Source organism: Cellulomonas sp., assembly GCF_035634735.1.
Lineage (GTDB): Bacteria > Actinomycetota > Actinomycetes > Actinomycetales > Cellulomonadaceae > Cellulomonas.
In genome coordinates, this window is record NZ_DASQCJ010000089.1 from 1 (window position 1) to 26,486 (window position 26,486).

Below are 26,486 nucleotides of genomic sequence, written 5' to 3' on the forward strand. Positions count from 1 at the left end.
GCCGAGGTAGGACCCCAGGCCGTCCTATCTCGGCGGAACGGTCCTCTCTCGGCGGTGCTCGTTCGTTAGGGTGCGGGGCATGAGCGACATCCAGCGCACCCTCGTCCTGGTCAAGCCCGACGGCGTCAGCCGCGGACTCTCCGGCGAGGTCCTCCGCCGCATCGAGGCCAAGGGCTACACCCTCGTGGCCGTCGAGCTCCGCACCGCCGACGACGCCCTCCTGGAGCAGCACTACGCCGAGCACCAGGGCAAGCCCTTCTTCCAGCCGCTCGTCGACTTCATGAAGTCCGGCCCGGTCCTGGCCGTCGTGGCCGAGGGCCACCGCGTCATCGAGGGCTTCCGCTCCCTGGCCGGCGCCACCGAGCCCACCACCGCCGCGCCCGGCACCATCCGCGGCGACCTCGGCCGCGACTGGGGCCTCAAGGTCACCCAGAACCTCGTGCACGGCTCGGACTCGGAGGAGTCGGCCGCCCGCGAGATCGGCCTGTGGTTCCCGGCCCTCGCGGCCTGACCCCTGGGCTCGGCCCCCACTCCATCCGCGAGGTCGTCACATCGCGCCGAGGTCGTCACACACGAGTGACGACCTCGCGAGCGAGTGACGACCTCGCGGTCCGCCCGGCGGTTCCGAGGCTGCGGGGGACCCGCGCACTAGGCTGCGGCCCGTGCACCTGAAGACGCTCACCCTGCGCGGGTTCAAGTCGTTCGCCTCGGCGACGACGCTGAACCTCGAGCCCGGGGTGACCTGCGTCGTCGGGCCGAACGGCTCCGGCAAGTCCAACGTCGTCGACGCGCTCGCCTGGGTCATGGGCGAGCAGGGCGCCAAGTCCCTGCGCGGCGGCAAGATGGAGGACGTCATCTTCGCCGGCACCTCCGGCCGCCCGCCGCTGGGCCGGGCCGAGGTGGCGCTGACCATCGACAACACCGACGGCGCCCTGCCGATCGAGTACACCGAGGTCACGATCTCGCGGACACTGTTCCGCAACGGCGGCTCGGAGTACGCGATCAACGGCCGCGCGTGCCGGCTGCTCGACATCCAGGACCTGCTGTCCGACTCCGGCCTGGGCCGGGAGATGCACGTCATCGTGGGGCAGGGGCAGCTCGACGCCGTGCTGCGCGCGACCCCGGAGGAGCGCCGCGGGTTCATCGAGGAGGCCGCGGGCGTCCTCAAGCACCGCAAGCGCAAGGAGAAGGCGCTCCGCAAGCTCGACGCGATGCAGGCGAACCTGACCCGGCTCACCGACCTGACGGGGGAGCTGCGCCGCCAGCTCGGCCCGCTCGGGCGGCAGGCCGAGGTCGCCCGCCGAGCGCAGACGGTGCAGGCCGACCTGCGCGACGCCCGCGCCCGGCTGCTCGCCGACGACCTGGCGCAGCTGACCGCGCAGCTGGAGCAGGAGATCGCCGACGACACCGCGCTGCGCGCCCGCCGGGCCGAGGCCGAGGCGGCGCTGGACGCCGCCCGCACCCGGCTCGCGGCGCTGGAGCGCGAGGCGGCCGAGGCGGCGCCCGCGCTCGGCGAGGCGTCCGACGTCTGGTACCGGCTGTCCTCGCTGCGGGAGCGGCTGCGCGGGACGGCCTCGCTGGCCGCGGACCGCGCCCGGCTGCTCGGCGGCGCCGGCCCCGAGCCGACCCGCGGGCAGGACCCGGACGACCTGGAGCGCCAGGCGGAGCGGGTGCGCGCCGCCGAGGCCGAGCTCACCGCCGAGGTGGACGCCGCCCGCGCGGCGCTGGAGGCCGCGCAGGCCGCCCGCCAGGACGCGGAGGGTGCCGCGGCCGCGGCGGAGAAGGCGCTCGCCACGGTGCTGCGCGGGGCGGCCGACCGCCGGGAGGGGCTGGCGCGGCTCGCCGGGCAGGTGGGCGCGCGGCGCAGCCGGCTGGAGGCCACCGAGGCGGAGATCGGCCGGCTCCGGGAGACGCTGACCGCGGCCGAGCGCCGCGGGCACGAGGCCACCGTCGAGTTCACCGCCCTGGAGACCCGGGTCGCGGGCGTCGAGGAGGGCGAGGAGGACCTGGACGCCGCGCACGAGGCGGCGGCCGAGGCCGTCGAGACGGCGTCCGCGCGGGTGGCCGAGCTCACCGCGCAGCTCTCCGAGGCCGAGCGCGAGCGCAGCGCCCTGGAGTCGCGCATCGAGACGCTCGAGCTCAGCCTGACCCGCAAGGACGGCGCGGGCGCGCTGCTGGCCGCCGACGACCTGGCCGGCGTGGTCGGCTCGGTCGCCGCGCTGCTCGGCGTGGCGGCGGGCGACGAGGACGCGGTCGTCGCGGCGCTCGGCGCGTCCGCGGACGCCGTGGCGGTCGAGTCGGTCGAGGCCGCGGTGGACGCGATCCGCTGGCTGCGCGACCAGGACGCCGGGCGGGCGGGCCTGGTCGTGGCCGCGGGAGACGCGGCGGACGCGGCCGACGAGGACCAGGGCGCCGCGCCCGGCGGGGCCGACTGGGCCCTCGACCTGGTCCAGGCGCCGCCCGCCGTCGTGCCCGCCGTGCGCCGGCTGCTGCGGGGCGTCGTCGTGGTGGACGACCTGGTCGCCGCCCGCGGCGTGCTGCGCGACCGCCCGGACCTGGTGGTCGCCACCCGCGCGGGCGAGGTGCTCGCCGCGCACCGCGCCTCCGGCGGCTCCGCGACCGCGCCCAGCGCCCTGCACCTGCAGTCCGCCCTGGACGACGCCCGCCAGGGCGCCGAGGCCGCGGCGGCGCGCGCGGAGCAGGCGCGGTTCGGGCTGGTCGGCGCGCGCGAGGCCGAGGAGGCCGCCCGCGCCGAGTACCAGCGCACCCTCGACGAGCTCAACGAGTCCGACGCCGCGCTGGCCGCCGTCGCCGAGCAGCTCGGCCACCTGGGCGCGACCGCCCGCGCCGCGCGGAACGAGGCGGAGCGCGTGCAGGCCTCGCTGGCCACCGCCGAGCAGACCCTCGCCGACGGCGCCGCGGAGCTGGCCGAGCTGACCGAGCGGCTGGCCGCCGCGGAGGCGGAGCCCGCCGACACGGACGCCGCCATCGAGGAGCGCACGGGGGAGCGGGACGCCGCCAACGCCGCCGCGACCGCCGCGCGCGCCAGGGAGACCGAGGCGCGGCTGAGCCTGCGGACCGCCGAGGAGCGGGCGCGCGCGCTCGCCGGCCGCGCCGAGTCGCTGGACCGGGCGGCGCGCACCGAGCGGGCCGCGCGCGAGCGGGCCGCCGAGCGGGAGCGCGCCCGCGCCCGGCAGGCCGCCGTCGCCACCGCGGTCGCCCTCGGGGCGACGCAGGCGCTCGGCGCGATCGAGCACGCCCTCCAGCGCGCCGCCGACGAGCGGGACGCCGCCGAGGCCGCGCGCGCCGAGCGGGAGACCGCGCTGTCGGCGGTGCGGTCCCGGGTCGACGAGACCCAGCGCGAGGTCGCCCGGCTCACCGACGCCGCGCACCGGGACGAGGTGCTGCGCGCCGAGCAGCGGCTGCGCGTCGAGCAGCTGCAGGTCCGGGCCGTCGAGGACCTGGGCATCGACCCCGCCGTGCTGGTCGAGGAGTTCGGGCCGCACCGGTCCGTGCCGGTGCTCGCGCCGCCAGCCGCGGCCGGCGACGACGAGGACGCCGGTCCCCGCGAGGTGCCCTACGTCCGCGCCGAGCAGGAGAAGCGCCTGCGGTCGGCCGAGCGGGCGCTGTCGCAGCTCGGCAAGGTCAACCCGCTCGCGCTGGAGGAGTTCGCCGCGCTCGAGGAGCGGCACAAGTTCCTGGTCGAGCAGCTCGCCGACCTCAAGAAGTCCCGCGCCGACTTGCTGGAGATCGTCAAGGAGATCGACGAGCGGGTCGAGCGGGTGTTCGCCGACGCGTACCGCGACACCGCGGAGCAGTTCGACCGGGTGTTCCCGCGGCTGTTCCCGGGCGGCGAGGGCCGGCTGGTGCTCACCGACCCGTCCGACATGCTGACCACCGGCATCGAGGTCGAGGCGCGGCCCGCCGGGAAGAAGGTCAAGCGGCTGTCGCTGCTGTCCGGCGGCGAGCGGTCGCTCACCGCGGTCGCGCTGCTGGTGTCGATCTTCAAGGCCCGGCCGAGCCCGTTCTACGTCATGGACGAGGTCGAGGCGGCCCTCGACGACGCCAACCTGGGACGGCTGCTGGAGATCTTCCGCGAGCTGCAGGAGGACTCGCAGCTCATCGTCGTCACGCACCAGAAGCGGACGATGGAGATCGCGGACGCCCTGTACGGCGTGACGATGCGCGGCGACGGCGTGACGACGGTCATCTCCCAGCGGCTCCGCGACGAGGTCCCGGCCTGACGGTGTGAAGATCGCGTGGGGGTTCCCGGACGATGCGGGCGCCGCCCGCCGCGTCGGGGGTCGACGGCGGACAATCGTCCCCATGGGCGGCTATCTCCTGGTGATCGGGCTGGCGCTCGTCGCGGCCATCGGCGTGATCGTCCTGGCGAACGCGGCGGGCGACGGCGGCACGGACGTGCGCACCTTCTGGGCGGACCTGCGCAGCGGGCTGCGCCGGCGACGGCGGGGCGCCGCGGACGAGGAGGCCCCGGTCGTCGACGAGGCCGAGCCGGTCGACGTCCCGTTCGACCAGCTGTTCGCCGAGGCCTCCCAGCCCGACGACGGCTACCTGCAGCTCGACGAGCTCGCGGAGATGCTGGAGCGCACGGGGGAGCGCGCCGTCCGGCTGCGCGAGCACCTGCCCTACCCGCGCGCGGGGGCCGCGGGGGAGCCGGCCGAGCGCGTCGTCGTGCAGGACCGGGTGCCCGCGCCCGCGCCGGGGGCCGTCGCGCCGGCCGCCGCCGAGCGCGCCGCGGCCGAGCGCGCCGCGGCCGAGCACGCCGCCGCGCCGCACCCCGCGGCCGCCCCGGTCCGCGCGCCGCGGGTGCCCCGCCGCGGCGGCCACGTCCCGGTCCGCGCCGTCGCCGGTGCCCCCGCTCCGTCCCGCCCCGCCGCGGCCGCCGCGGTCGCCGGGCCGGCGCCGCTCCCGCCGTCGCTCCCGCCGCAGCGCGGCGACGCCTGACCCGCCGGCCGCCCGACCTCGTCGGCCGCCCGACCCCGCCGCCGCCCGCGCCGCGCCCGGCCCGCCCGCCTGACAGACTGTCCCGGTGGACTCGAACGACCTCCTGAACCTGCTCCTCGTCGGCGTGCCGGCCCTGGCGATCCTGGGCGGCGGCGCGGCCGTCATCCAGCGGCGCCGCGGCGCGGGCGACCGCGACCGGACCGACCGCACCGGCGAGGGCCCCGCGGGCGGCACCGGCACCTCGACCCTCGAGCGCCCGGCCGCCGAGGCCCCGGCCGCCCCGGGCGAGGCCCCGGCCCCCGGCGCCCCCGCGCCCGAGGACGCCGCGACCGCGCCCGCGCTCGAGGTCCCCGCCCCGACCGCCGGCCGGCTCACCCGGCTCCGCGACCGGCTGGCCCGTTCCGGCTCGCCGCTCGGCGCGCGCATGCTCCAGGTGCTGTCCCGCGACCACCTGACCGAGGACGACTGGGACGAGCTCGAGGAGACCCTGCTCCTCGCGGACGTCGGCGCCGGCCCGTCCCAGGACCTCGTCGAGGCGATCCGCACGCAGGCCCGCGTCCAGGGCCTCAAGGACCCGGCGCAGGTCCGCGCGCTGCTCCGCGAGCAGCTGCTCGCGCTGGTCGACCCGTCGCTCGACCGCTCGCTGTCGACGTCCCCGCAGACCGGCGAGGACGGCGTGACCGTCCCCGCGGTCGTGCTCGTGGTCGGCGTGAACGGCACCGGCAAGACCACCACCGTCGGCAAGCTGTCCCGGGTGCTCGTGGCCGACGGCCGCAGCGTGCTGCTCGGCGCCGCGGACACGTTCCGCGCCGCGGCGGCCGACCAGCTCGAGACCTGGGGCTCGCGGGTCGGGGTGCGCACCGTCCGCTCCGACCGCGACGGCGCCGACCCGGCGTCGGTGGCGTTCGAGGCCGTCCGCGAGGGCGCGGCCGAGGGCGTCGACGTCGTGCTGGTCGACACCGCGGGCCGGCTGCAGAACAAGGCCGGCCTGATGGACGAGCTCGGCAAGATCACCCGGGTCATCACGCGGACCGCCCCGCTGTCCGAGGTGCTGCTGGTCCTCGACGCCACCACCGGCCAGAACGGCATGAACCAGGCCCGCGTGTTCGCGGAGGTCGCCGGCGTGACCGGCATCGTGCTGACCAAGCTCGACGGCACGGCCAAGGGCGGCATCGTCGTCGCCGTGCAGCGCGAGCTGGGCGTGCCGGTGAAGCTCGTGGGCCTCGGCGAGGGCCCGGACGACCTGGCGCCGTTCGACCCGGAGGAGTTCGTCGACGGCATCCTGGGCTGACCCCCGCGGGCGCCCCGACCCCGCCCCGCCGACCGGCCCGCGTCCCGACCGCTGAGACGCGGGCCGTCCCGTAACACGATGTTGACGCGGGCGGACCGCTCGTCACACCGGTGTAACACCCGTGGCGCCGTCGCGAAACGGCCGCGCACGACTCTGGTCCCCGATCCGGCAGACCGGCCGGCGAGGGGAGAGGCGTTCCACATGGATCTGGACACCGGAGCGACAGCCTGGATGCTGACGTCAGCGTCCCTGGTGCTGCTCATGACGCCGGGACTGGCGTTCTTCTACGGCGGCATGGTGCGCGGCAAGTCCGTGCTCAACATGATGATGATGTCGTTCATCAGCATCGCGGTCGTCGCCGTCGTGTACGTGTTCTGGGGCTGGTCGATGAGCTACGGCTCCGACGTCGCCGGGATCTTCGGCAACCCGTTCGACCAGTTCGGGCTCGCGGGCGCGATCTGGGACGAGAACGGCGAGTACCTGATCGACGGGTTCGGCGTGCCGGTCATCGTCGGCGTGGCCTTCCAGGTGACCTTCGCGATCATCACCGTCGCGCTGGTCTCCGGCGCGATCGCCGACCGCGTGAAGTTCGGCACCTGGGTCGCGTTCACCGCGCTCTTCGCGACGTTCAGCTACTTCCCGCTGGCTCACATGGTCTGGGGCGGCGGCGCGCTGTCCGGCTCGGAGAACGGCATCGCCGCGATGCTGTTCGGCACCACGGACGGCGCGGCCACGGTCGCCCCGATCGACTTCGCCGGCGGCACCGTCGTGCACATCAACGCCGGCATCGCCGGCCTGGTGCTGGCGCTGATCGTCGGCCGCCGCCGGGGCTTCGGCAAGGAGCCGATGCGCCCGCACAACCTGCCGTTCGTCATGCTGGGCGCCGCCCTGCTGTGGTTCGGCTGGTTCGGCTTCAACGCGGGCTCGGCATTCACCGCCGACGGCACCGCGGGCCTCGCGTGGGTCAACACCACCGCCGCCACCGCCGCGGCCATGATCGGCTGGCTCATCACGGAGAAGATCCGCGACGGCCACGCCACCTCGCTCGGCGCCGCGTCCGGCGTCGTCGCGGGCCTGGTGGCGATCACCCCGGCCGCGGGCGCCCTGCGCCCGGTCACGGCCATCATCCTGGGCGTGGTCGCCGGCGCGCTGTGCGCCCTCGCGGTCGGCCTGAAGTACCGGTTCGGCTTCGACGACTCGCTCGACGTGGTCGGCGTCCACCTGGTGGGTGGCCTCGTCGGCACCATCGGCATCGGCTTCCTGGCCGCCGAGGGTGGCCTGTTCTTCGGCGACGGCGTCAAGCTGCTGGTGGTCCAGGTGGTCATCGCCCTGCTGGCGCTGATCTTCTCCGGCTCGGTGACCGCGGTCATCGGCTTCATCCTCAAGGCCACGATGGGATGGCGGGTCAGCGAGGAGGCCGAGGTCGGCGGGATCGACCTCGCCGTGCACGGTGAGACGGGTTACGAGACGCTGGGCGGCGCCCGCGTGGTGACGGAGGTGAAGGCATGACGAAGCTCGTGACGGCGGTCATCCAGCCGCATCGGCTCGACGACGTGAAGTCCGCGCTCGAGGCGGCGGGCATCCGCGGCCTGACGGTGAGCGAGGCGAGCGGCTACGGCCGCCAGCGCGGTCACACCGAGGTCTACCGGGGGGCCGAGTACACGGTCGACCTGGTGCCGAAGGTGAAGATCGACGTGCTGGTCACGGACGAGGACACCCCGGGTGTCGTCGAGGTGATCGTCAAGGCCGCGCAGACCGGCAAGATCGGCGACGGCAAGGTCTGGGTCGTCCCGGTCGAGGACGTCGCCCGGGTGCGCACCGGCGAGCACGGGCCCGAGGCCCTGTGACCGGGCGGTCCGCCCGCGCATGATCGACGAACGGTCGTCAGGGGGCACGGCCGGCCGCGAGACCCCCGAGGTCCCGCACCCCGAGCACGTCGGGGTGCGGGACCTCCGGGTCGAGCGGCTCGACCTCGCGGCGCGGCTGTCCGGCCCGGGCAGCGAGGGCGCCGAGCGCCGGCAGGCGGTGTCCGACCTCGTGCTCCGGCGCCTGGCGGAGCTGTGGGAGGTCGCCACCGAGGGGCGCGAGACGCCCGGCATCGGCCTGGGCGCGGTCGGCAGCGTGGGCCGCGGCGACGCCAGCCCGACGAGCGACCTCGACCTGCTGCTGGTGCACGACGGGCGGGGGCACTCCGCCGAGGAGCTGGCCGGGCTCGCGGACCGGCTCTGGTACCCGGTCTGGGACGCGGGGCTCGACCTGGACCACTCGGTGCGGTCGCTCGCGCAGTGCCGGCAGGTGGCGTCGAAGGACCTGCCCGCCGCGGTCGGCCTGCTCGACCTGCGCCCCGTCGCGGGCGACCCCGGCATCGTCCACCGGGCCCGGTCCGCGCTGCTGGCCGACTGGCGGTCCGCCGCGCGCCGCCGGCTGCCCGAGCTGCTGGCGTCCACCCGGCAGCGCGCGGAGCGGCACGGCGAGCTCGCGTACCTGATCGAGCCGGACCTCAAGGAGGCGCGCGGCGGCATCCGGGACGCGGTCGTGCTGTCCGCGCTCGCCGCCACCTGGCTCACCGACCGCCCGCACGGGGCCGTCGACCGCGCGCACGCGCACCTGCTCGACGTCCGGGACGCGGTGCAGACCGTCAGCCGGCGGCACACCAACCGGCTGCTGCTGGCCGACCAGGACGAGGTCGCCGAGCTGCTGGGCGTGGGGGACCGCGACGACCTGCTGGCCGGGCTCGCCGAGGCGGGCCGGATCGTCTCCTACGCCCTGGACAGCACCGCCCGGAACGCGCGGCAGGCCCTGGCCCGCCCGGCCCGCAGGCCGGTGCTGGTCCGCGGCCGGCGCACGGCGCCGCGGCTGCGCACCGTCGGCGAGGGTCTGGTGGAGCACGACGGCGAGCTGGTGCTCGCCGCCGACGCCCAGCCGGCCGCCGACCCGCTGCTGTCCCTGCGCGCCGCCGCGACCGCCGCGCGCACCGGGCTCACGCTGTCGCCCATCACCGTCACCAGCCTGGAGCGGACGCCGCCGCTGCCCGAGCCGTGGCCGCGCGCCGCCCGCACGCTGCTGGTGCAGCTGCTCGCCACCGGCGCGGCGCAGGTGCCGGTCTGGGAGGCGCTCGACCTCGCCGGCGTGGTCACGACGTGGATCCCCGAGTGGGCCGGGGTGCGGAACCGCCCGCAGCGCTCGCCCATCCACCGGCACACCGTCGACCGGCACCTGGTCGAGGCCGCCGCCCGCGCCGCCGGGCTGCGCCGGACCGTCGACCGCCCGGAGGTGCTGCTCGTCGCCGCGCTGCTGCACGACATCGGGAAGCGGGCGGGCGCGGGGGACCACTCGGTCGAGGGCGCGCGCCTCGCGGGCCCGATCGTCGCCCGGATGGGCTTCGGGCCGGACGACGCGGCCGACGTGGCGCGCCTGGTGCGGGAGCACCTGACGCTGTCCGAGCTCGCGACCGGGGCCGACCCGGACGACCCGGCGACCGTGGACGCGCTGCTCGCGGCGGTCGACCACCGGCCCGACCTGCTGGCGCTCCTCCGGGCGCTGACGGAGGCCGACGCGTCGTCGGCCGGGCCGACCGCGTGGACCGCGTGGCGCGCCCAGCTGGTCGACGACCTCGTGGCGCGGGCGTCGGCCCGGCTGGCGGGTACCCTGGGACGTCCCTGACCGCCGAGAGAGCGTGAGGATCGCGCGGTGTTCGCCACCCTGTCCGACCGACTGACGTCGACCTTCAAGAACCTGCGCTCCAAGGGGCGGCTGTCCGAGGCGGACATCGACGCCACCGTGCGCGAGATCCGCCGCGCCCTGCTGGACGCGGACGTCGCCGTCCCCGTGGTGCGCCAGTTCACCGGTGCCGTGCGGGAGCGCGCGCTCTCCGCCGAGGTCTCGGGCGCGCTGAACCCGGCGCAGCAGGTCGTCAAGATCGTCAACGACGAGCTGGTGTCGATCCTCGGCGGCCAGAACCGGCCGCTGCACCTGGCCAAGAACCCGCCGAGCGTCATCCTGCTCGCGGGCCTCCAGGGCGCGGGCAAGACCACGCTCGCCGGCAAGCTCGCGCTGCACCTCAAGTCGCAGGGCCACACCCCGCTGCTCGTGGCCGCCGACCTGCAGCGCCCCAACGCGGTCACCCAGCTCCAGGTGGTCGGCGAGCGCGCCGGCGTGCCGGTGTTCGCCCCGCACCCGGGCAACCAGGGCTCGGAGCTCGACGTCGTCGCCGGTGCCGACCCGGTCACCGTCGCCCGCGAGGGCCTGGCGACCGCGCAGGCCCGCCAGCACGACGTGCTGATCGTCGACACCGCCGGCCGCCTCGGCGTCGACGCCGAGCTCATGCAGCAGGCCGCGGACATCCGCGACGCCGTGGACCCGGACGAGATCCTGTTCGTCATCGACGCGATGATCGGCCAGGACGCCGTCGCGACCGCGACGGCCTTCCAGGAGGGCGTCGGCTTCACCGGCGTCGTGCTGTCGAAGCTCGACGGCGACGCCCGCGGTGGCGCCGCGCTGTCCGTCGCGTCGGTCACCGGCCGGCCGATCCTGTTCGCCTCGACCGGTGAGAAGCTCACCGACTTCGAGGTGTTCCACCCCGACCGGATGGCGTCCCGCATCCTCGACATGGGTGACGTGCTCACCCTCATCGAGCAGGCGGAGAAGGCGTTCGACGCCGAGCAGGCCGAGGAGATGGCGGGCAAGCTCGCCTCCGGCCAGGGCTTCACGCTCGCGGACTTCCTGCAGCAGATGCAGCAGCTGAAGAACATGGGCTCGATGAAGAAGATGCTCGGCATGCTCCCCGGCATGGGGCAGATGCGCGAGGCCATCGAGAACTTCGACGAGCGCGAGGTCGACCGGGTCGAGGCGATCATCCGCTCGATGACCCCGGCCGAGCGGGACAACCCGAAGATCATCAACGGCTCCCGCCGGGCCCGCATCGCGCGCGGCTCCGGCGTCGAGGTCTCCGACGTCAACGGCCTGCTCGAGCGGTTCGCCGGGGCGCAGAAGATGATGCAGCAGATGGCCAAGGGCGGCGGCATGCCGATCCCCGGCATGGGCAACCTGCCGGGCACGGGCAAGAAGGGCCGCGGCCGCGTCGCCCCGGCCAAGAAGGCGAAGGGCAAGTCCGGCAACCCGGCCAAGCGCGCGCAGCAGGAGAAGGCCGCCGCCGACCGCGCCGCGGGGATCGCCCCGGCCGCCGCGCCCGCCGCGAAGGGTTCGGCGTTCGGCGTCGGCGGCGGCGCGCCGCAGCAGCAGGACCCGTTCGACCCGTCGAGCATCGAGGACCTGCAGAAGTTCCTCGGCCGCTGAGCCGAGCCGTGCGCGAGGGGGCGCCGTGGGGGACGTGCTGCACCTGACCGGCCCGGTCGTCCTGGACGACGACCGGGTCGTCGGGGAGGCGTGGGTCATCGGCGGGCGGCTCACGTTCGACCGGCCGGGCGGGGACTGGACCTCGGTCGACGGGTGGGTGGTCCCGGGCCTGGTCGACGTGCACTGCCACATCGGCCTCGCCGCCGAGGGGGCGGTCGACCGCGCCACGGCGGAGGCGCAGGCCGTCGCCGACCGCGACGCGGGTGTGCTGCTGGTGCGCGACGCGGGCTCCCCGGCCGACACCGGCTGGGTGCACGCGCGCGAGGACCTGCCGCGGCTGATCCGCGCCGGCCGGCACCTCGCGCTCCCCAAGCGGTACCTGCGGCACTACGGGCGCGAGCTCGACGCGCCGGGAGCGCTGCCGGGGGCCGTGGCCGAGGAGGCCGCGCGGGGCGACGGCTGGGTCAAGCTCGTCGCCGACTGGATCGACCGCGACCTCGGGGCCGACGGCGACCTGCGGCCGCTGTGGCCGGACGACGTGCTGGCCGACGCGGTGCGGGTGGCCCACGAGGCCGGCGCCCGGGTCACCGCGCACACCTTCTCCGCCGAGGCGCTGGACGGGCTGCTGGACGCGGGCGTCGACTGCCTGGAGCACGCCACGGGCGCGGAGGACCGGCACGTCGCGCGGATCGCCGCGGCCGGGATCCCGGTGACGGCGACGCTGCTGCAGGTGGCGCAGTTCGGCGAGATCGCCTCGCGGGCGGAGCGGTACCCGGTGTACGCGGCCCGGATGCGGCGGATGCACGCGCGCCGGTACGCCCACGTGCGTGACCTGCACGACGCCGGGGTGCCGATCCTGGTCGGGACCGACGCGGGCGGCACGATCGGGCACGGGCGGATCGCCGACGAGGCCGCCGAGCTGGTGGCGGCGGGGCTGTCGGCGCGCGAGGTCGTCGCCGCGGCGTCCTGGCGGACGCGGGCATGGCTCGGGGTGCCGGGGCTGGCCGAGGGGGAGAGCGCGGACCTGGTGGTGTACGACGCGGACCCGCGGGCGGACGTCGGGGTGCTCGCCGCGCCGCGGGCCGTGGTGCTGCGCGGGGCGCGGGTGGCGTAGGCGGGGCGGTCGCGGGCGGCGTCAGACCGGCGCGTCGCCCTGCGCCACCTGCAGCACCCGGGTGCGCGCGTGGGCGGCCGGGTCGTCGGTGATCGGCTGCCCGTCGAGCCAGCACCGGACCGCGTGCGCGAGCTCCTCCGGGTGGCTGTAGTTCATCGCGTGCGCGGCGCCGAGGACGACCACCACGGTGAGGTGCCCGGGGCCGAGGTGCGCGAGCTCCCGGACCCGGTGCGGCGGCGGCATCAGCGGGTCCCGCGACCCGACCACGGCCAGCGTCGGGACCGGGGTGCGCAGCAGCCGCTCCAGCGACGGGAACTGCACCATCTGCCGGAAGGCCGCCAACCCCGCGACCGGCCCGTAGTGCGCGTAGTCGGGCAGCGAGTACCGGCCCATCCGCGGATCCTCGTGCACGGCGTCCCGGAGCAGCTGGACGACCGCGCGGGGGAGCGGCTGGTTGTGGGCGCCGCCGGCGGGGGAGGCGAGCACGATCCCCGCGACCCGGTCCGGCGCGCGGTGCGCCGTCTCCAGGCTGACCGGCCCGCCCATCGAGTTGCCGACCAGCAGCACCCGGTCCAGGCCGAGCGCGTCCAGGGTGCCCAGCAGCGCCTCCGCGAGGTGCGGGATCGACAGCGGCGGCCGGGGGCCGGGGCTCGCGCCGTGGCCGGGCAGGTCGGGGACGTAGGTCGTGCCGCGGTCGGCCAGCGCCGCGGCCGTCGGCAGCAGGTACCGGCCCGACACCGCGAACCCGTGCACGTGCACCAGGGGCGTGGACCCGGGGACCTCGGGGCCCACCCGCACCGTGACCGGGCTCCCGGCCACGTCCACCTCGCGCGTCTCCCAGTCCACGGCGGCCATGCCGCCGATCGTGGCAGCGCGCGGGCGACGGCGACGCACCCGGCGCGGGTGACCCGGCCGGGGCTGCTTCCCGCGGGTGACCCGCCGCACGCGCGCACGGGGTCGCCCGCACCGTCGCCGGTCTGGCACAATGGCCTGCTGTACTCGGCGCGCGCGGCCCCTCTACCCGCGCGATGCCGTGTCCTCCAGGCCGGACCGGACCGCATGCCCCACGTGCGCACCGCGACGGCCGCCCCGCAGACATCCAGGAGAAGACCACACCGTGGCCACCAAGATCCGCCTCAAGCGTCTCGGCAAGATCCGGGCGCCGTACTACCGCGTCGTCGTCGCGGACTCCCGCACCAAGCGTGACGGTCGCGTCATCGAGGAGATCGGCAAGTACCACCCGACCGAGGAGCCGTCGCTCATCGACATCTCCTCCGAGCGCGCGCAGTACTGGCTGTCCGTCGGCGCCCAGCCGACCGAGCAGGTCCTCGCCCTCCTCAAGGTCACCGGCGACTGGCAGAAGTTCAAGGGCCTCCCGGGCGCCGAGGGCACCCTGCGCACCAAGGCCGCCGCGGCCGACGTGAAGGCCGCGGTCGACGCCGTCGCCGCGGACGCCGAGAAGGCCAAGGCCAAGGCGTCCGAGAAGAAGGCCGCCGCCGCCGAGGCCCCGGCCGCCGACGAGGCGCCGGCCGAGGACGAGCAGGCCTGATGCTCGCCGACGCGCTGGAGCACCTGGTCCGGGGCATCGTCGACCACCCGGACGACGTGCGGGTCGACGCCCGCACGCTCCGCCGCGGCGACCTGCTCGAGGTCCGGGTGCACCCGGACGACCTCGGGCGGGTCATCGGCCGCGGCGGCCGGACCGCCCGCGCGCTGCGCACCGTCGTCGGCGCGCTGTCGTCCGAGGGTCCGGTCCGCGTGGACGTCGTGGACGTCGCCCGGCGGTGAGCCGCGCACCCGGACGGCCTCGCGCCGCCCGGTGAGACACCGGCACAGGCCCGGTCCCGAGCAGGGACCGGGCCTGCGTCGTGCTCGCACCCGTACGCTGGTCCGGCCCGGAGCCGGACCCCCCGAGAGGAACCCCATGCTGCTGACGGTCGCCCGGATCGGTCGCGCCCACGGCCTGCGCGGCGAGGTCGCCCTCGACGTGCGCACCGACGACCCCGCCGCGCGCCTCGCGGCCGGCGCCGTGCTGGCCACCGAGCCCGCCGACCGCGGCCCGCTGACCGTCGCGCGGACCCGCGAGCAGCAGGGGCGCTGGTACGTCACGTTCGCCGAGGCGCCGGACCGGACCGCGGCGGAGGCGCTGCGGGGCGTCGGCCTGGTCGTGGAGGTCGCGGACGACGCGAGCAGCGCGGACGACGACGACGAGGACGCCTGGTACCCGCACGAGCTCGCCGGGCTGCGAGCCGAGCACGTCGACGGCCGGGTGCTCGGCGAGGTCGTCGGGCTGGAGCACCTGCCGGCGCAGGACGCGCTGGTGCTGCGCGAGCCCGACGGCGCCCGGACGCTGGTCCCGTTCGTGCGGGCGATCGTCCCGGTCGTCGACGTCGCCGGGGGCCGGGTCGTGCTCGACCCGCCGGGCGGGCTGCTCGCCTCGGACGCGGCGAACCTGGTCGTGAGCGACGAGACGCGCGGCGACGCCGCCGGCCCGGACGCCGCGGGGGACGACGACTGACGTGCGCATCGACATCGTCTCGATCTTCCCGGAGTACCTGAGCCCGCTCGGGCTGTCGCTCGTGGGCAAGGCCCGCACCAGCGGCCTCGTCGACCTGCGGGTGCACGACCTGCGCGACTGGACCGCCGACCGGCACCGCACCGTCGACGACACCCCGTTCGGCGGCGGCGCCGGCATGGTGATGAAGCCCGACGTCTGGGGCGCGGCCCTGGACGACCTGGTGGGCGAGGGCAGCCACCTGCTGCTGCCGACCCCGTCGGGCGCCCCGCTCACCCAGCGGCACGCCGAGGCCTGGGCCGCCGACACGCACCTCGTGATCGCCTGCGGGCGCTACGAGGGCATCGACGCGCGCGTGGCCGCCCACTACGCCACCCGGCCGGGCGTGCGGGTCAGCGAGTACTCGATCGGCGACTACGTGCTCAACGGCGGCGAGGTCGCGGCGATGGTGCTCGTGGAGGCCGTCGTCCGGCTGCTGCCCGGCGTCGTCGGCAACCCGCACTCGCTCGTGGAGGAGTCGCACGGGGCCGCCGGCCTGCTTGAGTACCCCGTGTACACGAAGCCGCCGGCCTGGCGGGACCTCGACGTCCCCGAGGTGCTGCTGTCGGGGCACCACGGCCGCGTCGAGCGCTGGCGGCGGGACCGGGCGCTGGCCCGCACCGCCGAGCGCCGGCCGGACCTGCTCGCGCGGCTGGCGCCCGGCGACCTCGACAAGGCCGACCGCGCGGCGCTGGCGGAGCTGGGCTGGGTCGTGGGGCCCGACGGGCCGGCGCCGGCCGTGCCGGACGCGCCGCCCGCGCCGGACGCGGGGGAGTAGCGCCCGGTTTCGACCGCGGGGCCCCGGCTGTGGCACACTTGTCGGTCGGTGCCCGACGGCCCCGCCTCTGCCACAGGGGAGGCGACCACGGCCCGCCGAGCGATCGGCCGCGCACCGCACCTCATGCCATCCGGCGCTCTCGGCGCCGACTATGACGCGCGTGACCTGTGGCACGGCGGGAAAGCGACACACGATGTCCCACATCCTCGACTCGATCGACGCGGCTTCGCTCCGCACCGACGTCCCCGACTTCCGCCCCGGCGACACGCTGAAGGTGAACGTCAAGGTCGTCGAGGGCAACCGCTCCCGCGTCCAGGTCTTCCAGGGCGTCGTGATCGCCCGCCAGGGCGACGGCATCCGCGAGACCTTCACGGTCCGCAAGGTGTCCTTCGGCGTCGGCGTCGAGCGCACCTTCCCGGTGCACTCCCCGACCCTGGAGTCCATCGAGGTCTTCACCCGTGGTGACGTCCGCCGCGCGAAGCTCTACTACCTGCGCAACCTCCGCGGCAAGAAGGCCAAGATCAAGGAGAAGCGCGACGCGGTCCCGGCCAAGCAGGCCTGAGACCCCCGCAGCACGCCCGACGGGCGGTCACCCCTCACGGGGGTGGCCGCCCGTCGGCCGTCCCGGGGAGGTTCGGTGTCCACCGGCGCGTGGGTGTGGGCGGCGGTTCGGACGACGTGGGAGAGTGATCCGGTGACGGACCAGCACGCAGCACCCGCCGGCCACGAGGCGGCCGCCGGGTCCCCGGGGCGACGGCGCGGTCCCGTCAGCTCCTTCCTGCGGGAGACCGCGATCATCCTCGTCAGCGCCATCGTGCTGTCCTGGCTGGTCAAGACCTTCCTCGCCCAGGCCTTCTTCATCCCGAGCGCGTCGATGCACGACACCCTGCTCGAGGGCGACCGCGTGCTGGTCAGCAAGCTCGCCCCGGGGCCGTTCGACATCCACCGCGGCGACATCGTGGTGTTCTCGGACCCCGGCGGCTGGCTCGACCAGCAGACCGTGCCGGAGACCAACGTCGTGCAGGACGCCCTGATCGCCATCGGGCTCATGCCGCAGCAGTCCGAGGACCACCTCATCAAGCGGGTCATCGGCCTGCCGGGCGACCGGGTCGCCTCCACCGGCGACGGCTCGCCGCTCACCGTCAACGGCGTCCCGATCGACGAGTCGGAGTACCTCGCGCCCGGCGCCAGTCCGAGCGAGCGCGCGTTCGACGTCGTGGTGCCGTCGGGCTCGATCTGGGTCATGGGCGACAACCGGCAGCACTCCGCCGACTCGCGCTGGCACCTCGGCGACCCCGGCGGCGGCTCCGTCCCGATCGACGACGTCGTGGGCACCGCGTTCGTCAAGCTCTGGCCCGTCGACCGGATCGGGCTGCTGCGCAACCCCGGCGACGTGTTCGCCGACGTCCCGGACCCGTCGTGACCGCGGCGGGCCGCGCGCGGACCGCCTGGAACCGGGCCGCGCCGACGCTCCGGGTGGAGCGCCAGATCATCCGGGACGGCGTCCCGGCGCTCGCGTGCGCCGACGAGGTCGGGCGGGGCAGCCTCAGCGGCCCGGTCACCGTGGGCGTCGTCGTCGTGACGGCCGAGAGCCGCGCCGTGCCGCAGGGCGTCCGGGACAGCAAGCTGCTGAGCGCCGCCGAGCGCGAGCGGCTCGCGCCCCTCATCCGGCGGTGGGCGGCGTGCTGGTCCGTCGGGCACGCCGAGCCCGCCGAGATCGACGCCTACGGCATCATCGCCGCGCTCCGGCTCGCCGCGCACCGGGCCATCGCCGGCCTCGACACCGCCCCCGGCGCGCTGCTGCTCGACGGCAACCACGACTACGTCACCACCCCGGCGCAGGACACCCTGCTCGGGCCGCCGACCGTGCTCGACGTCGTCCCGCCCGTGCGGACCATCGTCAAGGCCGACCTGCGGTGCGCCGCCGTCGCCGCCGCGAGCATCCTCGCCAAGACCGAGCGCGACGCGATCATGACCCGGCTGCACGACGACCACCCCGCGTACGGGTGGGCCGAGAACAAGGGCTACTCCGCGCCCGAGCACCTGGCCGCGCTGCGCCGGCTCGGGCCGACCCGGCACCACCGCACGTCCTGGCGCCTGCCGGGGGTCGAGGCGGACGCCGCCGGCGGCGGCGCGGGCGGGCCGGCGTTGGGCGACGCGCTCCTGCCCGGCGAGCCGCTGACGCTCGACGTCGCGGGCTGACGGCGACCCGGCGCACGTGCCCTCGTGCGGGCCGATGTGCCGGGATGGGGGATGATGGGTCGGTGAGCGCCGAGGACCTGGAGAACTACGAGACCGAGATGGAGCTCGCGCTCTACCGCGAGTACCGCGACGCCGTCGGGCTCTTCTCGTACGTCGTCGAGACCGAGCGCCGGTTCTACCTGGCGAACCACGTGGACCTGCAGGTCCGGTCCGCCGCGGGCGAGGTCTACTTCGAGCTGACCCTCGCCGACGCCTGGGTGTGGGACGTCTACCGGTCCGCGCGGTTCGTGAAGTCCGTGCGCGTCGTGACGTTCAAGGACGTCAACGTCGAGGAGCTGGTCAAGGCCGACCTGGACCTCGGCTCGGGCGGCGGCTTCGGGCGGTAGGCGCGCGCGGTCGCCGCTGCGCGGGTGCGCCGCGTCGGGCCGCTGACGGCGGTCCGCTGACGGCGGACCGGGGCGCGCACTGGTCGGGCGGCGCGCGCCGCTCGGGGAGCGAGCGCCGAGCCCTCCACAGGTCGGGCGGGTGCGCGTCGTCCCCAGGGCGGGGCGCGGGCCGGCTCGGGGACACCCGGGCGGGCGGCAGCCTCGGTGCCGGAGGTGGTGCCGATGCGCACGCGGAACGAGACCGGCCGGCTGGGCGAGGACCTGGCGGCCGGGCTGCTGGAGAACGAGGGCTGCACCGTCCTCGACCGGAACTGGTACGGCCCGGGTGGCGAGCTCGACCTCGTCGTCTACGACCCGGACGAGGACGCGGTCGTCGGCGTGGAGGTCAAGACCCGCCGCACCGCGACCTACGGCACCCCGCACGAGGCGGTCACGCCGCGGAAGGTGCGGCGGCTCCGGTGCCTGCTCGCGGCCTGGCTCGCCGCGCACGAGGTGCACGCGACGGTGATCCGGCTCGACCTGGTCGCGGTCGAGCTGCGCACCGGCCGGCCGCCGCACGCCGAGCACGTCGCCGGGATCGGCTGATGGCGCTCGGGCGCACGCGGGCGGTGGGGCTCGTGGGGCTGCAGGGGCACCTCGTCGAGGTGGAGGCGCACCTCGCGTCCGCGCTGCCGGCGTTCGCGCTCGTCGGTCTGCCCGACGCCTCGCTCGCCGAGGCGCGCGACCGCGTGCGGGCGGCCGTCGGGTCCACCGGCCTGACCTGGCCCAACCGGCGGATCACCGTCAACCTGTCGCCCGCGGCCCTGCCCAAGTCCGGGCCGGGGTTCGACCTCGCCGTGGCGATCGCGGTGCTCGCCGCGGCGGAGCTGCTCGACGCCGCGCGGGCCGCCGCGGTGGTCCATCTCGGCGAGCTCGGCCTCGACGGGCGGCTGCGCCCCGTCCGGGGCGTCCTGCCCGCCGTGGCCGCCGCCGTGGCCGCGGGGCACCGGGACGTCGTCGTCCCGGAGGCCGACGCCCCGGAGGCCGCCCTCGTGCCGGGCGCCCGCGTCGTCGGCTGCCGCAGCCTCGCGCAGGTCGTCCACCGGCACGGCGGGTCCGTCGCCGTGCCCGACGTCCCGGCGGCCCCGCCCGTGCGGGCCGCCGGCGCCCAGCGGACCCCGCCCGGCGACCTCGCGGACGTCCTCGGGCAGGGCGAGGCCCGGGCAGCGGTCGAGGTCGCCGCCGCCGGCGGGCACCACCTCCTGCTCGTCGGGCCGCCCGGGGCCGGCAAGACGATGCTGGCGTCCCGGCTGCCGGGACTGCTGCCCGACCTCGACGAGGCCGAGGCCGTCGAGGTCACCGCCGTGCACTCGGTCGCCGGCACGTTCGACCCCGACGGCGGGCTGCTCCGGCGGCCGCCCTACGAGGACCCGCACCACACCGCCACGCCCGCGAGCATCGTCGGCGGCGGCTCCGGGCAGCCCCGGCCCGGCGCGGCGTCCCGGGCGCACCGCGGCGTGCTGTTCCTGGACGAGGCGCCCGAGTTCCCGACCGCCGTCCTGCAGACCCTGCGGCAGCCGCTCGAGCACGGCGAGGTCGTCGTGCACCGCGCCGCCGGCGCCGCCCGGTACCCCGCGCGGTTCCAGCTCGTCCTCGCCGCCAACCCGTGCCCCTGCGGGCGCGCCGTCGGCACCGGGCTCGCGTGCACCTGCGGGTCCCTGGAGCGGCGGCGGTACTTCGGCAAGATCTCCGGGCCGCTGCTCGACCGGGTCGACGTCCAGGTCGAGGTGCCGGCGGTCCGCCGCGCCGAGCTCGGGGACCCGGCCGAGAGCACCGCGACCGTCGCGGCGCGGGTCGCCGCCGCGCGGGCCGCCCAGGCCGACCGCTGGGCGGGGAGCCCGTGGCGGGTCAACGGAGAGGTGCCCGGGCGGGTGCTCCGCGACCGGCTCGGGCCGGACCGGGGTCTGCTCGGGCTCGTCGACGAGGGGGTCGACCGCGGGACGCTCACCCTGCGCGGGGCCGACCGCGTGCTGCGGCTCGCGTGGACCGTCGCCGACCTCGCGGGCCGCGCGGCGCCGTCCCGGGACGACGTCGGGCGGGCGGTCGCGCTGCGGACGCGGGGGCAGGCGTCGTGACGGCGGGCCGGGTGGCCGGGGCCGCCGCCGGGCGGGCGGTCGGCGTCGGGGACCTGTCGAGCGGTGCGGGGTCCGGCGCCGCGGGGCCGGGTGCTCCCGCCCCGGGCCGGGCCGCGGGCGCCGACCCGGCCGAGCGCGGCGGCGAGGCCTGGGCGCGCGCCGCGTGGAGCATCGTCGCCGAGCCGGGGGACGCCACGGCCGGCGCCGTCGTGTCCGCCCTGGGCGCGCCGACCGCGCTCGCGTGGGCGCTCTGGGCGGTGACCGTCGCTCCGCCGGACGCGCTCCGACGGCTGCGCGACCTGGCCCGCGCGGGCGAGCACCGCGGGCCGGCGGACGCGACCGGGCCGGGGACGGGACCGTGCGGCGGTGCGGCGGCCGACCCGCCGGCGGGCGGCGCCCAGATCGGTGCCTCGGGTCGAGATCGGTGGGTGCGAGCACCGATCTCGACCGGAACCGCCGATCTCGGCGACGGGGCCGCGCCCGGGTCTGCGCACCGCGGAGGACGGCGCGCCGGAACCGGCATCGGGGCGTTCGAGCAGGGCACGCTGCTCGACCGGCACCTCGGGGCGTCGGGTCGCGCGGATGAGCGCGACGGTGGGGCATGCGGGGTGCCGGGTGGTGCGGGTGGTGGTGCGTCGCGCGGGGTGCCGGGTGGTGCGGGTGGTGGTGCCTCGTGCGGGGTGCCGGGCGGTGCGGACCGCGACGCGTCCCGCGGGATGCCCGGCGGCGCGGGCGGCGACGCACGCGAGGGCGCAGGCGGTGACCCGTGGCCCGCGGGGACGCTCCGCGTGCTCGCGCGGGCGCTGCCCCGGTGGGCGCCGCGGCTGGCCGACCTGGACCCGCGGCCGGCGCTCGACGCCCTCGCCGCGTGCGGTGGCGTCCTCCTCGTGCCGGGTACGCCGGCCTGGCCCAGCGGGCTCGACGACCTCGGGGCCTCCGCGCCGCTGTGCCTGTGGCTCCGCGGAGACCCGGACCTCGCGGGGGCGGCGAACCGGTCCGTCGCCGTCGTCGGCGCGCGGGCCGCCACGGCGTACGGCGAGCGCGTCGCCGGCGACCTCGGCGCGGGCCTGGCGGAGCGGGGCGTCACCGTCGTCTCGGGCGGGGCGTTCGGCGTTGATGTGGCGGCGCACCGCGGTGCCCTCGCGGTGGGCGGCCGGACCGTCGCGCTGCTCGCCGGCGGCATCGACCGCCCGTCGCCGGCGGGCAACCTCGCCGTGCTCGAGCGGATCGTCGACGCCGGCGGCGCGCTCGTCGCCGAGAGCCCGCCAGGCACCCCGCCGAGCCGAGCCCGGTTCCTCCAGCGCAACCGAGTCATCGCCGCGTTGACCGGCGCCACCGTGGTGGTCGAGGCCGCCTGGCGCAGCGGCGCGCTGAGCACCGCCTCCCGCGCGGGCGAGCTCCTGCGCCCGGTCGGTGCCGTGCCCGGGCCCGTGACGTCCATGTCGTCGGTCGGCTGCCACCGGCTCCTGCGCGACGGCGCGGCGGTGTGCGTGACCGACGCGGCGGAGGTGGTCGAGCTGCTCGACCCGGCGGGCACGCCCGGGCGGTCCGACGGGACGGACCCGGCGGCGCGGGTGGGCGGGGCGGACCCGGCGGCGCGGGCGGGCCCAGGGACACGGCCGGGCGGGCTGGGCTCGGCATCGGCATCGGCATCGGCATCGGCATCGGCACCGGCATGGGCACGGGTCGCGCTGCCGGACTCGGGGGACCGGGGCACGGACGCGGTGCGGTCGGCCGTGCCGGGGCGAGCCCCGCGAGCGGTCGCGCCGGGGGCGTCCGCGCTGCGCGGTGCGGCGGATGCCGCTGCACGGCCGGTGCCCGGCGTGGCTGACCGCGCGGACAGCCCGGCGGCGCGCGTGCTCGACGCGCTCGACCGCCGACGCCCCCGCACCGCGGCCGAGGTGGCACGCCGGTCGGGCCTCGCCGAGCGGGAGGCAGTCGGGGCGCTCGGGCTGCTGGAGCTCGCGGGGGAGGTGTGCCGCGACGAGGGACGGTGGCGTCGGGTGGGCGGACCGCCGCCCGTGAGCAGGGCGCGCCGCTGAGGGCGGCCGGCTCGCGGGCACGCCGGCTCGCGCAAGGGGTCGATCGCCGGACCGGCAGACCGGCGCCACGCCGCCGCTCGGCCTCCGCCGACCGGGGGGCCGGCGCCTGGTCGCCGCCCGGCCCGCGTCGACCTGCGTGTCGTCGCCTCGGCGTGTCGGGGCATTCGACCGCCCTCGCGGGAACGTCAAAACCGCATGTCCGGTCGGTAATGCGCGCGTCTGGGGATGTCCTCCCCGGCCCGCCGCTTCGTTTCACCCGTGCGGCCCCTCGTCAGCACCCCCTGACCTGCGCTCTCGCGAAATCACGCCGCGGAAAACGCATTCACCCGCTCGGCCGACGCCGCGCGGGACCACCGGATGTCCGACAGGTGGACGCTGACGCCCTGGAACCGCTGCCGAACGGTAGGAAATTGCGCCGTGGAATCGGACATTTGACCGTGATTCGTACAGGGGTGGGTGAAACGCGCCACAGACCGCTTGTAGCCCGGAGGTGTGACAGGTGAACTTGGTGCCGTGCATACGGGGGCTGCGGTGGAGAAGGCTCGGGGGGTCGCCCCCGTGACCGACGCGTTCGCGCTCCACCTGCGCGCCCAGCGGGGCCTCTCGGAGAACACCGTGCGGGCCTACCTGGGCGACCTCGAGGACCTCGCGGGGTACGCGCGCCGGCACGGCGTGGCCGACCTGACCGGGGTCGACCTCACCGTCCTGCGCGGCTGGCTCGCCGGGATGGCGACGGCCGAGCGCAGCCGGGCGACGCTCGCCCGGCGCGGCGCGGCGGCCCGCACGTTCTTCGCCTGGGCTGCCCGGACGGGCCGCGTCGCGCAGGACCCGGCGCTCCGCCTCGCGAGCGCCCGTCCGGCCTCGCACCTGCCGACGGTCCTGGACCAGGGCTCGGCGGCCGCGCTGCTGGACACGGCCCGGGTGCGCGCGGACGACGGCGACCCGGTCCACCTCCGGGACTGGGCGGCGCTCGAGCTGCTGTACGCGACCGGCGCGCGCGTCGGCGAGCTGTGCGGTGCCGACGTCGACGACCTGGACCTGGCGACGCGCACGATCCGCCTCACCGGCAAGGGCGACAAGCAGCGCGTCGTCCCGGTCGGCGAGCTGGCGGTCGAGGCGGTCGAGGCGTGGCTGACCCGCGGCCGGCCGGCGCTCGCGACGGAGACGTCCGGTCCGGCGCTGCTGCTCGGCCGCCGCGGCGGCCGCGCGGACCAGCGCCAGCTGCGCGCGGCCGTGCACGACGTGTCCGCGGCGGCGGGCGTGAGCGACGTGGCCCCCCACGCGCTCCGGCACTCCGCCGCGACGCACCTGCTGGAGGGCGGTTCCGACCTCCGCAGCGTGCAGGAGGTGCTGGGTCACGCCAGCCTCTCCACCACCCAGCGCTACACCCACGTGACCGCGGACCGCCTCCGCGCGTCCTTCGAGCAGGCCCACCCCCGCGCATGACGTCCGAGATGGAGAGGCCCATGTCAGTTCCGGCTGAGGACACGGTCCCGCTGGCTGCCTCGTCGCGCCGTGCGCCGGGCGCACCCCCCGCGCCCCTCGGGGTGATCCCGCGGCAGCAGTCGATCGAGCCCGAGGACCTCGGCCTCGACGCGGCCGGCGGCCTCGCCGTCGTGACCGAGGTGGCGGCGGTCGACCTCGACGACGCCGAGCTCGAGGCCGTCGTGACGCTCACCGCGGTCGACGACCCGGAGCTGGACGAGCTCGAGGCGCTCGCCGGCACGACGGTCGACCCGGTCGCGCAGGACTGGCAGCTGTTCAAGGCCGGTGGCGACCGCCTGGTGCGCGAGCGGCTGATCCTGCACTACGCCCCGCTGGTCACCGCGGTCGCCGGCCGGGTCGGCATGCGGCTGCCCGCGATGGTCGAGCAGGCCGACCTGGTGTCGTACGGGATGTTCGGGCTGATCGACGCCATCGAGAAGTACGAGCCGGGCCGGTCGGTCAAGTTCGAGACGTACGCGAGCGCCCGGATCCGCGGCGCGATCATCGACGAGCTGCGCGCGATGGACTGGATCCCGCGCTCGGTGCGGACGAAGGCCCGCGCGGTGGACCGCGCGTACGCGGAGCTCGAGAGCGCGCTGCACCGGGTGCCGACCGAGTCCGAGGTCGCCGCCCGGCTGCAGATGGACATCCGCGAGCTGCGCGCGCTGTTCACCCAGCTGTCGACGGTGAACGTGGCGGCGCTCGACGAGCTGCTCGGCGCGGGGGAGGACCGGGGCGACCGGCTGTCGCTGCTGGACACCCTCGGCGACGACCGCACGCCCGACCCCGAGAACTCGTTCGAGGCCCAGGAGACGAAGTTCCTGCTGGCCCGGGCGATCGACCAGCTCGGCGAGCGGGAGAAGCTCGTGCTGGTCCTCTACTACTACGAGGGCATGACGCTCGCCGAGATCGGCCGCGTGCTCGGGGTGACCGAGTCCCGGATCTCGCAGATGCACACCGCCGCCATGCTGCGCCTGCGCGCGCGGCTGACGGAGGCCGACCGCGGCTGACCCACCGCGGTCCGCGCCTGCGGGCGGGTGCCCGGTCGTCCCGCCGGCGTCGTACGCGTCCGGGTCGCGGCCGCCGCGCGCCAGCAGCACCACCGGCCCGCCCCGGAGCAGCAGCATCGGGTCGAGGTAGACGTCGCCGTCGCGGACGCCCCAGTGCACGCAGGCCGGGTCGCAGTGGCTGCGGTCGGCGGTGACGGTGCCGACGACCGACCCCGCCGTCACGCGGTCGCCCACCGCGACCGAGGCGGCCACCGGCTCCACCGAGCTGCGCAGCCCGTCGTCGTGCCGCACGGTCAGCACCGGACGGTCGACGACGACACCGGCGAAGGTGACGACGCCGCCCCGGGGCGCGCGCACCGGCGTGCCCACGGGCGCGTCCAGGTCCACGCCCCGGTGCCCGGCCGCCCACGGCACCGCGGGCCCGTCGAACGGCTCGACCACCACGACCGGCTCGACAGGCGCCCGCCACGCGTCGGCCGCCACCGTCGCGACCGCGCCGCGCGCGCCCGGGCGCAGCGCCGTCCACGCCAGCGGCAGCGGCGCCGAGGCGAGCACCAGCGCCAGGGCGACGGCCAGGGCGCGGCGGGGGAGCGGGACGGTGGGCACGACCCCGACGGTGCCCGGCTCCGCGCCCCGCGCGCTGCCACCGGCGCCGCCGGCCTGGGGACGGGTCGCGAGCAGCGGCCTGTGGAGGGCTCGGCGCCCGCTCGCCGCCCGCTCGCCGCCCGCCCCCGCCCGCCCCCGCCCGCCCCCCGCCCGTCCCCGCCCGTCCCCCGCGCCCCGGGGTCGCGCACGTCACGGCGGCCCGCGCCCGGCGGCGGTCCGGGGCCTGGTGCCCGTCCGGTAGACTCGTCGCTGCGACCGGTACGTGCCGGTCGACATCGCGCGTCATCACCGACGCTCACACCCCCACCGCCCCGGCGGGACAGGTGCGTGCGGAGGGCCGGCGCCGGCAGCGGTCCGGGACCCCCAGGGGACCCGGTGTCGGCAAGGGCGTGGCGCCAGGGGTGCTTCCCGCTCGGGAGGCGCCGACAACCGGACGAGCGGGTGCGCCGAGGCGGACCCGCGATCACTGTGCGCGCCCCCGACGCGGGCGCGCGGAAGGACCACCATGGCCGTCGTGACCATGCGCCAGCTGCTCGAGAGCGGTGTCCACTTCGGGCACCAGACCCGCCGCTGGAACCCCAAGATGAAGCGCTTCATCTTCACCGAGCGCAACGGCATCTACATCGTCGACCTGCAGCAGTCGC

24 protein-coding genes and 1 pseudogene are annotated in these 26,486 nt (G+C 76.9%); 23 read left to right on the forward strand and 2 right to left on the reverse strand.

The features are described 5' to 3' along the window. The first annotated feature begins 79 nt into the window (after positions 1 to 79). The 9 genes from ndk to VER05_RS08095 all read left to right on the forward strand — a co-directional run bounded on the left by ndk (position 80) and on the right by VER05_RS08095 (position 12,665). Positions 80 to 511: a nucleoside-diphosphate kinase gene (ndk, locus tag VER05_RS08055; RefSeq protein WP_324844855.1), complete on the forward strand. Its 432-nt coding sequence runs from the start codon at positions 80 to 82 to the stop codon at positions 509 to 511. A gap of 151 nt (positions 512 to 662) precedes the next feature. Next, positions 663 to 4,244 carry a chromosome segregation protein SMC gene (gene smc, locus VER05_RS08060; RefSeq protein ID WP_324844856.1) on the forward strand — a complete coding sequence of 1,194 codons (3,582 nt, stop codon included), beginning with the start codon at positions 663 to 665 and terminating at the stop codon, positions 4,242 to 4,244. A gap of 82 nt (positions 4,245 to 4,326) precedes the next feature. Next, positions 4,327 to 4,965: a hypothetical protein gene (locus VER05_RS08065; RefSeq protein ID WP_324844857.1), complete on the forward strand. Its 639-nt coding sequence runs from the start codon at positions 4,327 to 4,329 to the stop codon at positions 4,963 to 4,965. 85 nt (positions 4,966 to 5,050) lie between these two features. Beyond that, positions 5,051 to 6,256 carry a signal recognition particle-docking protein FtsY gene (ftsY, locus tag VER05_RS08070; RefSeq protein WP_324844858.1) on the forward strand — a complete coding sequence of 402 codons (1,206 nt, stop codon included), beginning with the start codon at positions 5,051 to 5,053 and terminating at the stop codon, positions 6,254 to 6,256. A 201-nt stretch (positions 6,257 to 6,457) separates the two neighbouring features. Next, on the forward strand, positions 6,458 to 7,765 hold the full coding sequence (locus tag VER05_RS08075) for an ammonium transporter (protein ID WP_324844859.1): 1,308 nt from the start codon (positions 6,458 to 6,460) through the stop codon (positions 7,763 to 7,765). Next, positions 7,762 to 8,103, forward strand: coding sequence for a P-II family nitrogen regulator (locus tag VER05_RS08080; RefSeq protein ID WP_147793882.1), 342 nt, complete (start codon positions 7,762 to 7,764; stop codon positions 8,101 to 8,103). The genes VER05_RS08075 and VER05_RS08080 overlap by 4 nt, the downstream gene beginning before the upstream one ends. Positions 8,104 to 8,122: 19 nt before the next feature. After that, a complete protein-coding gene (locus tag VER05_RS08085) occupies positions 8,123 to 9,919 on the forward strand; it encodes a [protein-PII] uridylyltransferase (RefSeq protein WP_324844860.1) in 1,797 nt (598 codons plus the stop codon). Positions 9,920 to 9,946: 27 nt separating this feature from the next. Next, positions 9,947 to 11,551 (forward strand): signal recognition particle protein, encoded by a 1,605-nt coding sequence (gene ffh, locus VER05_RS08090; protein WP_324844861.1) that lies wholly within the window; start codon positions 9,947 to 9,949, stop codon positions 11,549 to 11,551. Positions 11,552 to 11,576: 25 nt separating this feature from the next. After that, on the forward strand, positions 11,577 to 12,665 hold the full coding sequence (locus VER05_RS08095; protein WP_324844862.1) for an amidohydrolase family protein: 1,089 nt from the start codon (positions 11,577 to 11,579) through the stop codon (positions 12,663 to 12,665). 21 nt (positions 12,666 to 12,686) lie between these two features. On the opposite strand, the gene VER05_RS08100 is transcribed toward VER05_RS08095, so the two are convergent. Next, a complete protein-coding gene (locus tag VER05_RS08100) occupies positions 12,687 to 13,520 on the reverse strand; it encodes an alpha/beta fold hydrolase (RefSeq protein ID WP_324844863.1) in 834 nt (277 codons plus the stop codon). A gap of 262 nt (positions 13,521 to 13,782) precedes the next feature. Here VER05_RS08100 and rpsP point away from each other — a divergent pair, with 262 nt between their 5' ends. The 13 genes from rpsP (at position 13,783) to whiG (ending at position 25,236) form a co-directional block, all read left to right on the forward strand. Further along, positions 13,783 to 14,214 (forward strand): 30S ribosomal protein S16, encoded by a 432-nt coding sequence (gene rpsP, locus VER05_RS08105; RefSeq protein WP_324844864.1) that lies wholly within the window; start codon positions 13,783 to 13,785, stop codon positions 14,212 to 14,214. Continuing rightward, positions 14,214 to 14,453 (forward strand): RNA-binding protein, encoded by a 240-nt coding sequence (locus tag VER05_RS08110; protein ID WP_147793876.1) that lies wholly within the window; start codon positions 14,214 to 14,216, stop codon positions 14,451 to 14,453. Before rpsP ends, VER05_RS08110 begins: the two co-directional genes overlap by 1 nt. A 136-nt stretch (positions 14,454 to 14,589) precedes the next feature. After that, positions 14,590 to 15,183 carry a ribosome maturation factor RimM gene (gene rimM / locus VER05_RS08115; RefSeq protein WP_324844865.1) on the forward strand — a complete coding sequence of 198 codons (594 nt, stop codon included), beginning with the start codon at positions 14,590 to 14,592 and terminating at the stop codon, positions 15,181 to 15,183. A 1-nt stretch (position 15,184) separates the two neighbouring features. Next, positions 15,185 to 15,997: a tRNA (guanosine(37)-N1)-methyltransferase TrmD gene (gene trmD / locus VER05_RS08120; RefSeq protein ID WP_324844866.1), complete on the forward strand. Its 813-nt coding sequence runs from the start codon at positions 15,185 to 15,187 to the stop codon at positions 15,995 to 15,997. Between the two features lie 193 nt (positions 15,998 to 16,190). After that, positions 16,191 to 16,559, forward strand: a complete 369-nt coding sequence (gene rplS, locus VER05_RS08125) for a 50S ribosomal protein L19 (RefSeq protein ID WP_147793873.1) — start codon at positions 16,191 to 16,193, stop codon at positions 16,557 to 16,559. 132 nt (positions 16,560 to 16,691) lie between these two features. Next, positions 16,692 to 17,420: a signal peptidase I gene (gene lepB / locus VER05_RS08130; protein WP_324844867.1), complete on the forward strand. Its 729-nt coding sequence runs from the start codon at positions 16,692 to 16,694 to the stop codon at positions 17,418 to 17,420. Continuing rightward, positions 17,417 to 18,199 carry a ribonuclease HII gene (locus tag VER05_RS08135; RefSeq protein ID WP_324844868.1) on the forward strand — a complete coding sequence of 261 codons (783 nt, stop codon included), beginning with the start codon at positions 17,417 to 17,419 and terminating at the stop codon, positions 18,197 to 18,199. Before lepB ends, VER05_RS08135 begins: the two co-directional genes overlap by 4 nt. Before the next feature lie 62 nt (positions 18,200 to 18,261). Further along, complete coding sequence (locus tag VER05_RS08140) at positions 18,262 to 18,585, forward strand: DUF2469 domain-containing protein (protein WP_147793871.1); 324 nt, start codon at positions 18,262 to 18,264, stop codon at positions 18,583 to 18,585. A 222-nt stretch (positions 18,586 to 18,807) separates the two neighbouring features. Continuing rightward, on the forward strand, positions 18,808 to 19,170 hold the full coding sequence (locus VER05_RS08145; protein WP_324844869.1) for a YraN family protein: 363 nt from the start codon (positions 18,808 to 18,810) through the stop codon (positions 19,168 to 19,170). Then, positions 19,170 to 20,699: a YifB family Mg chelatase-like AAA ATPase gene (locus VER05_RS08150; RefSeq protein ID WP_324844870.1), complete on the forward strand. Its 1,530-nt coding sequence runs from the start codon at positions 19,170 to 19,172 to the stop codon at positions 20,697 to 20,699. Before VER05_RS08145 ends, VER05_RS08150 begins: the two co-directional genes overlap by 1 nt. Beyond that, positions 20,696 to 22,741 carry a DNA-processing protein DprA gene (gene dprA / locus VER05_RS08155; RefSeq protein ID WP_324844871.1) on the forward strand — a complete coding sequence of 682 codons (2,046 nt, stop codon included), beginning with the start codon at positions 20,696 to 20,698 and terminating at the stop codon, positions 22,739 to 22,741. The genes VER05_RS08150 and dprA overlap by 4 nt, the downstream gene beginning before the upstream one ends. Before the next feature lie 558 nt (positions 22,742 to 23,299). Next, entirely contained in the window at positions 23,300 to 24,187 is an 888-nt protein-coding gene (locus VER05_RS08160; protein ID WP_324844872.1) for a tyrosine recombinase XerC, read from the forward strand. A gap of 20 nt (positions 24,188 to 24,207) precedes the next feature. Then, positions 24,208 to 25,236: an RNA polymerase sigma factor WhiG gene (whiG, locus tag VER05_RS08165; protein WP_324844873.1), complete on the forward strand. Its 1,029-nt coding sequence runs from the start codon at positions 24,208 to 24,210 to the stop codon at positions 25,234 to 25,236. Between the two features lie 129 nt (positions 25,237 to 25,365). Here the strand turns inward: whiG and VER05_RS08170 are convergent. Then, positions 25,366 to 25,842, reverse strand: a pseudogene (locus tag VER05_RS08170) (M23 family metallopeptidase); the annotation flags it as partial. Positions 25,843 to 26,347: 505 nt separating this feature from the next. On the opposite strand from VER05_RS08170, the gene VER05_RS08175 reads away from it, so the two are divergent. Continuing rightward, positions 26,348 to 26,486, forward strand: a 139-nt coding sequence (locus VER05_RS08175) for a 30S ribosomal protein S2 (protein ID WP_324844874.1), incomplete at its 3' end; no start/stop codon positions are given.

Bases quoted from the DNA above. Each gene is read 5' to 3' on its own strand.
- ndk (WP_324844855.1), top strand. From the start codon at position 80: ATGAGCGACATCCAGCGCACCCTCGTCCTGGTCAAGCCCGACGGCGTC.
- VER05_RS08065 (WP_324844857.1), top strand. From the start codon at position 4,327: ATGGGCGGCTATCTCCTGGTGATCGGGCTGGCGCTCGTCGCGGCCATC.
- VER05_RS08075 (WP_324844859.1), top strand. From the start codon at position 6,458: ATGGATCTGGACACCGGAGCGACAGCCTGGATGCTGACGTCAGCGTCC.
- VER05_RS08080 (WP_147793882.1), top strand. From the start codon at position 7,762: ATGACGAAGCTCGTGACGGCGGTCATCCAGCCGCATCGGCTCGACGAC.
- VER05_RS08085 (WP_324844860.1), top strand. From the start codon at position 8,123: ATGATCGACGAACGGTCGTCAGGGGGCACGGCCGGCCGCGAGACCCCC.
- VER05_RS08100 (WP_324844863.1), bottom strand. From the start codon at position 13,520: ATGGCCGCCGTGGACTGGGAGACGCGCGAGGTGGACGTGGCCGGGAGC.
- VER05_RS08110 (WP_147793876.1), top strand. From the start codon at position 14,214: ATGCTCGCCGACGCGCTGGAGCACCTGGTCCGGGGCATCGTCGACCAC.
- rimM (WP_324844865.1), top strand. From the start codon at position 14,590: ATGCTGCTGACGGTCGCCCGGATCGGTCGCGCCCACGGCCTGCGCGGC.
- rplS (WP_147793873.1), top strand. From the start codon at position 16,191: ATGTCCCACATCCTCGACTCGATCGACGCGGCTTCGCTCCGCACCGAC.
- VER05_RS08145 (WP_324844869.1), top strand. From the start codon at position 18,808: ATGCGCACGCGGAACGAGACCGGCCGGCTGGGCGAGGACCTGGCGGCC.
- VER05_RS08150 (WP_324844870.1), top strand. From the start codon at position 19,170: ATGGCGCTCGGGCGCACGCGGGCGGTGGGGCTCGTGGGGCTGCAGGGG.
- whiG (WP_324844873.1), top strand. From the start codon at position 24,208: ATGTCAGTTCCGGCTGAGGACACGGTCCCGCTGGCTGCCTCGTCGCGC.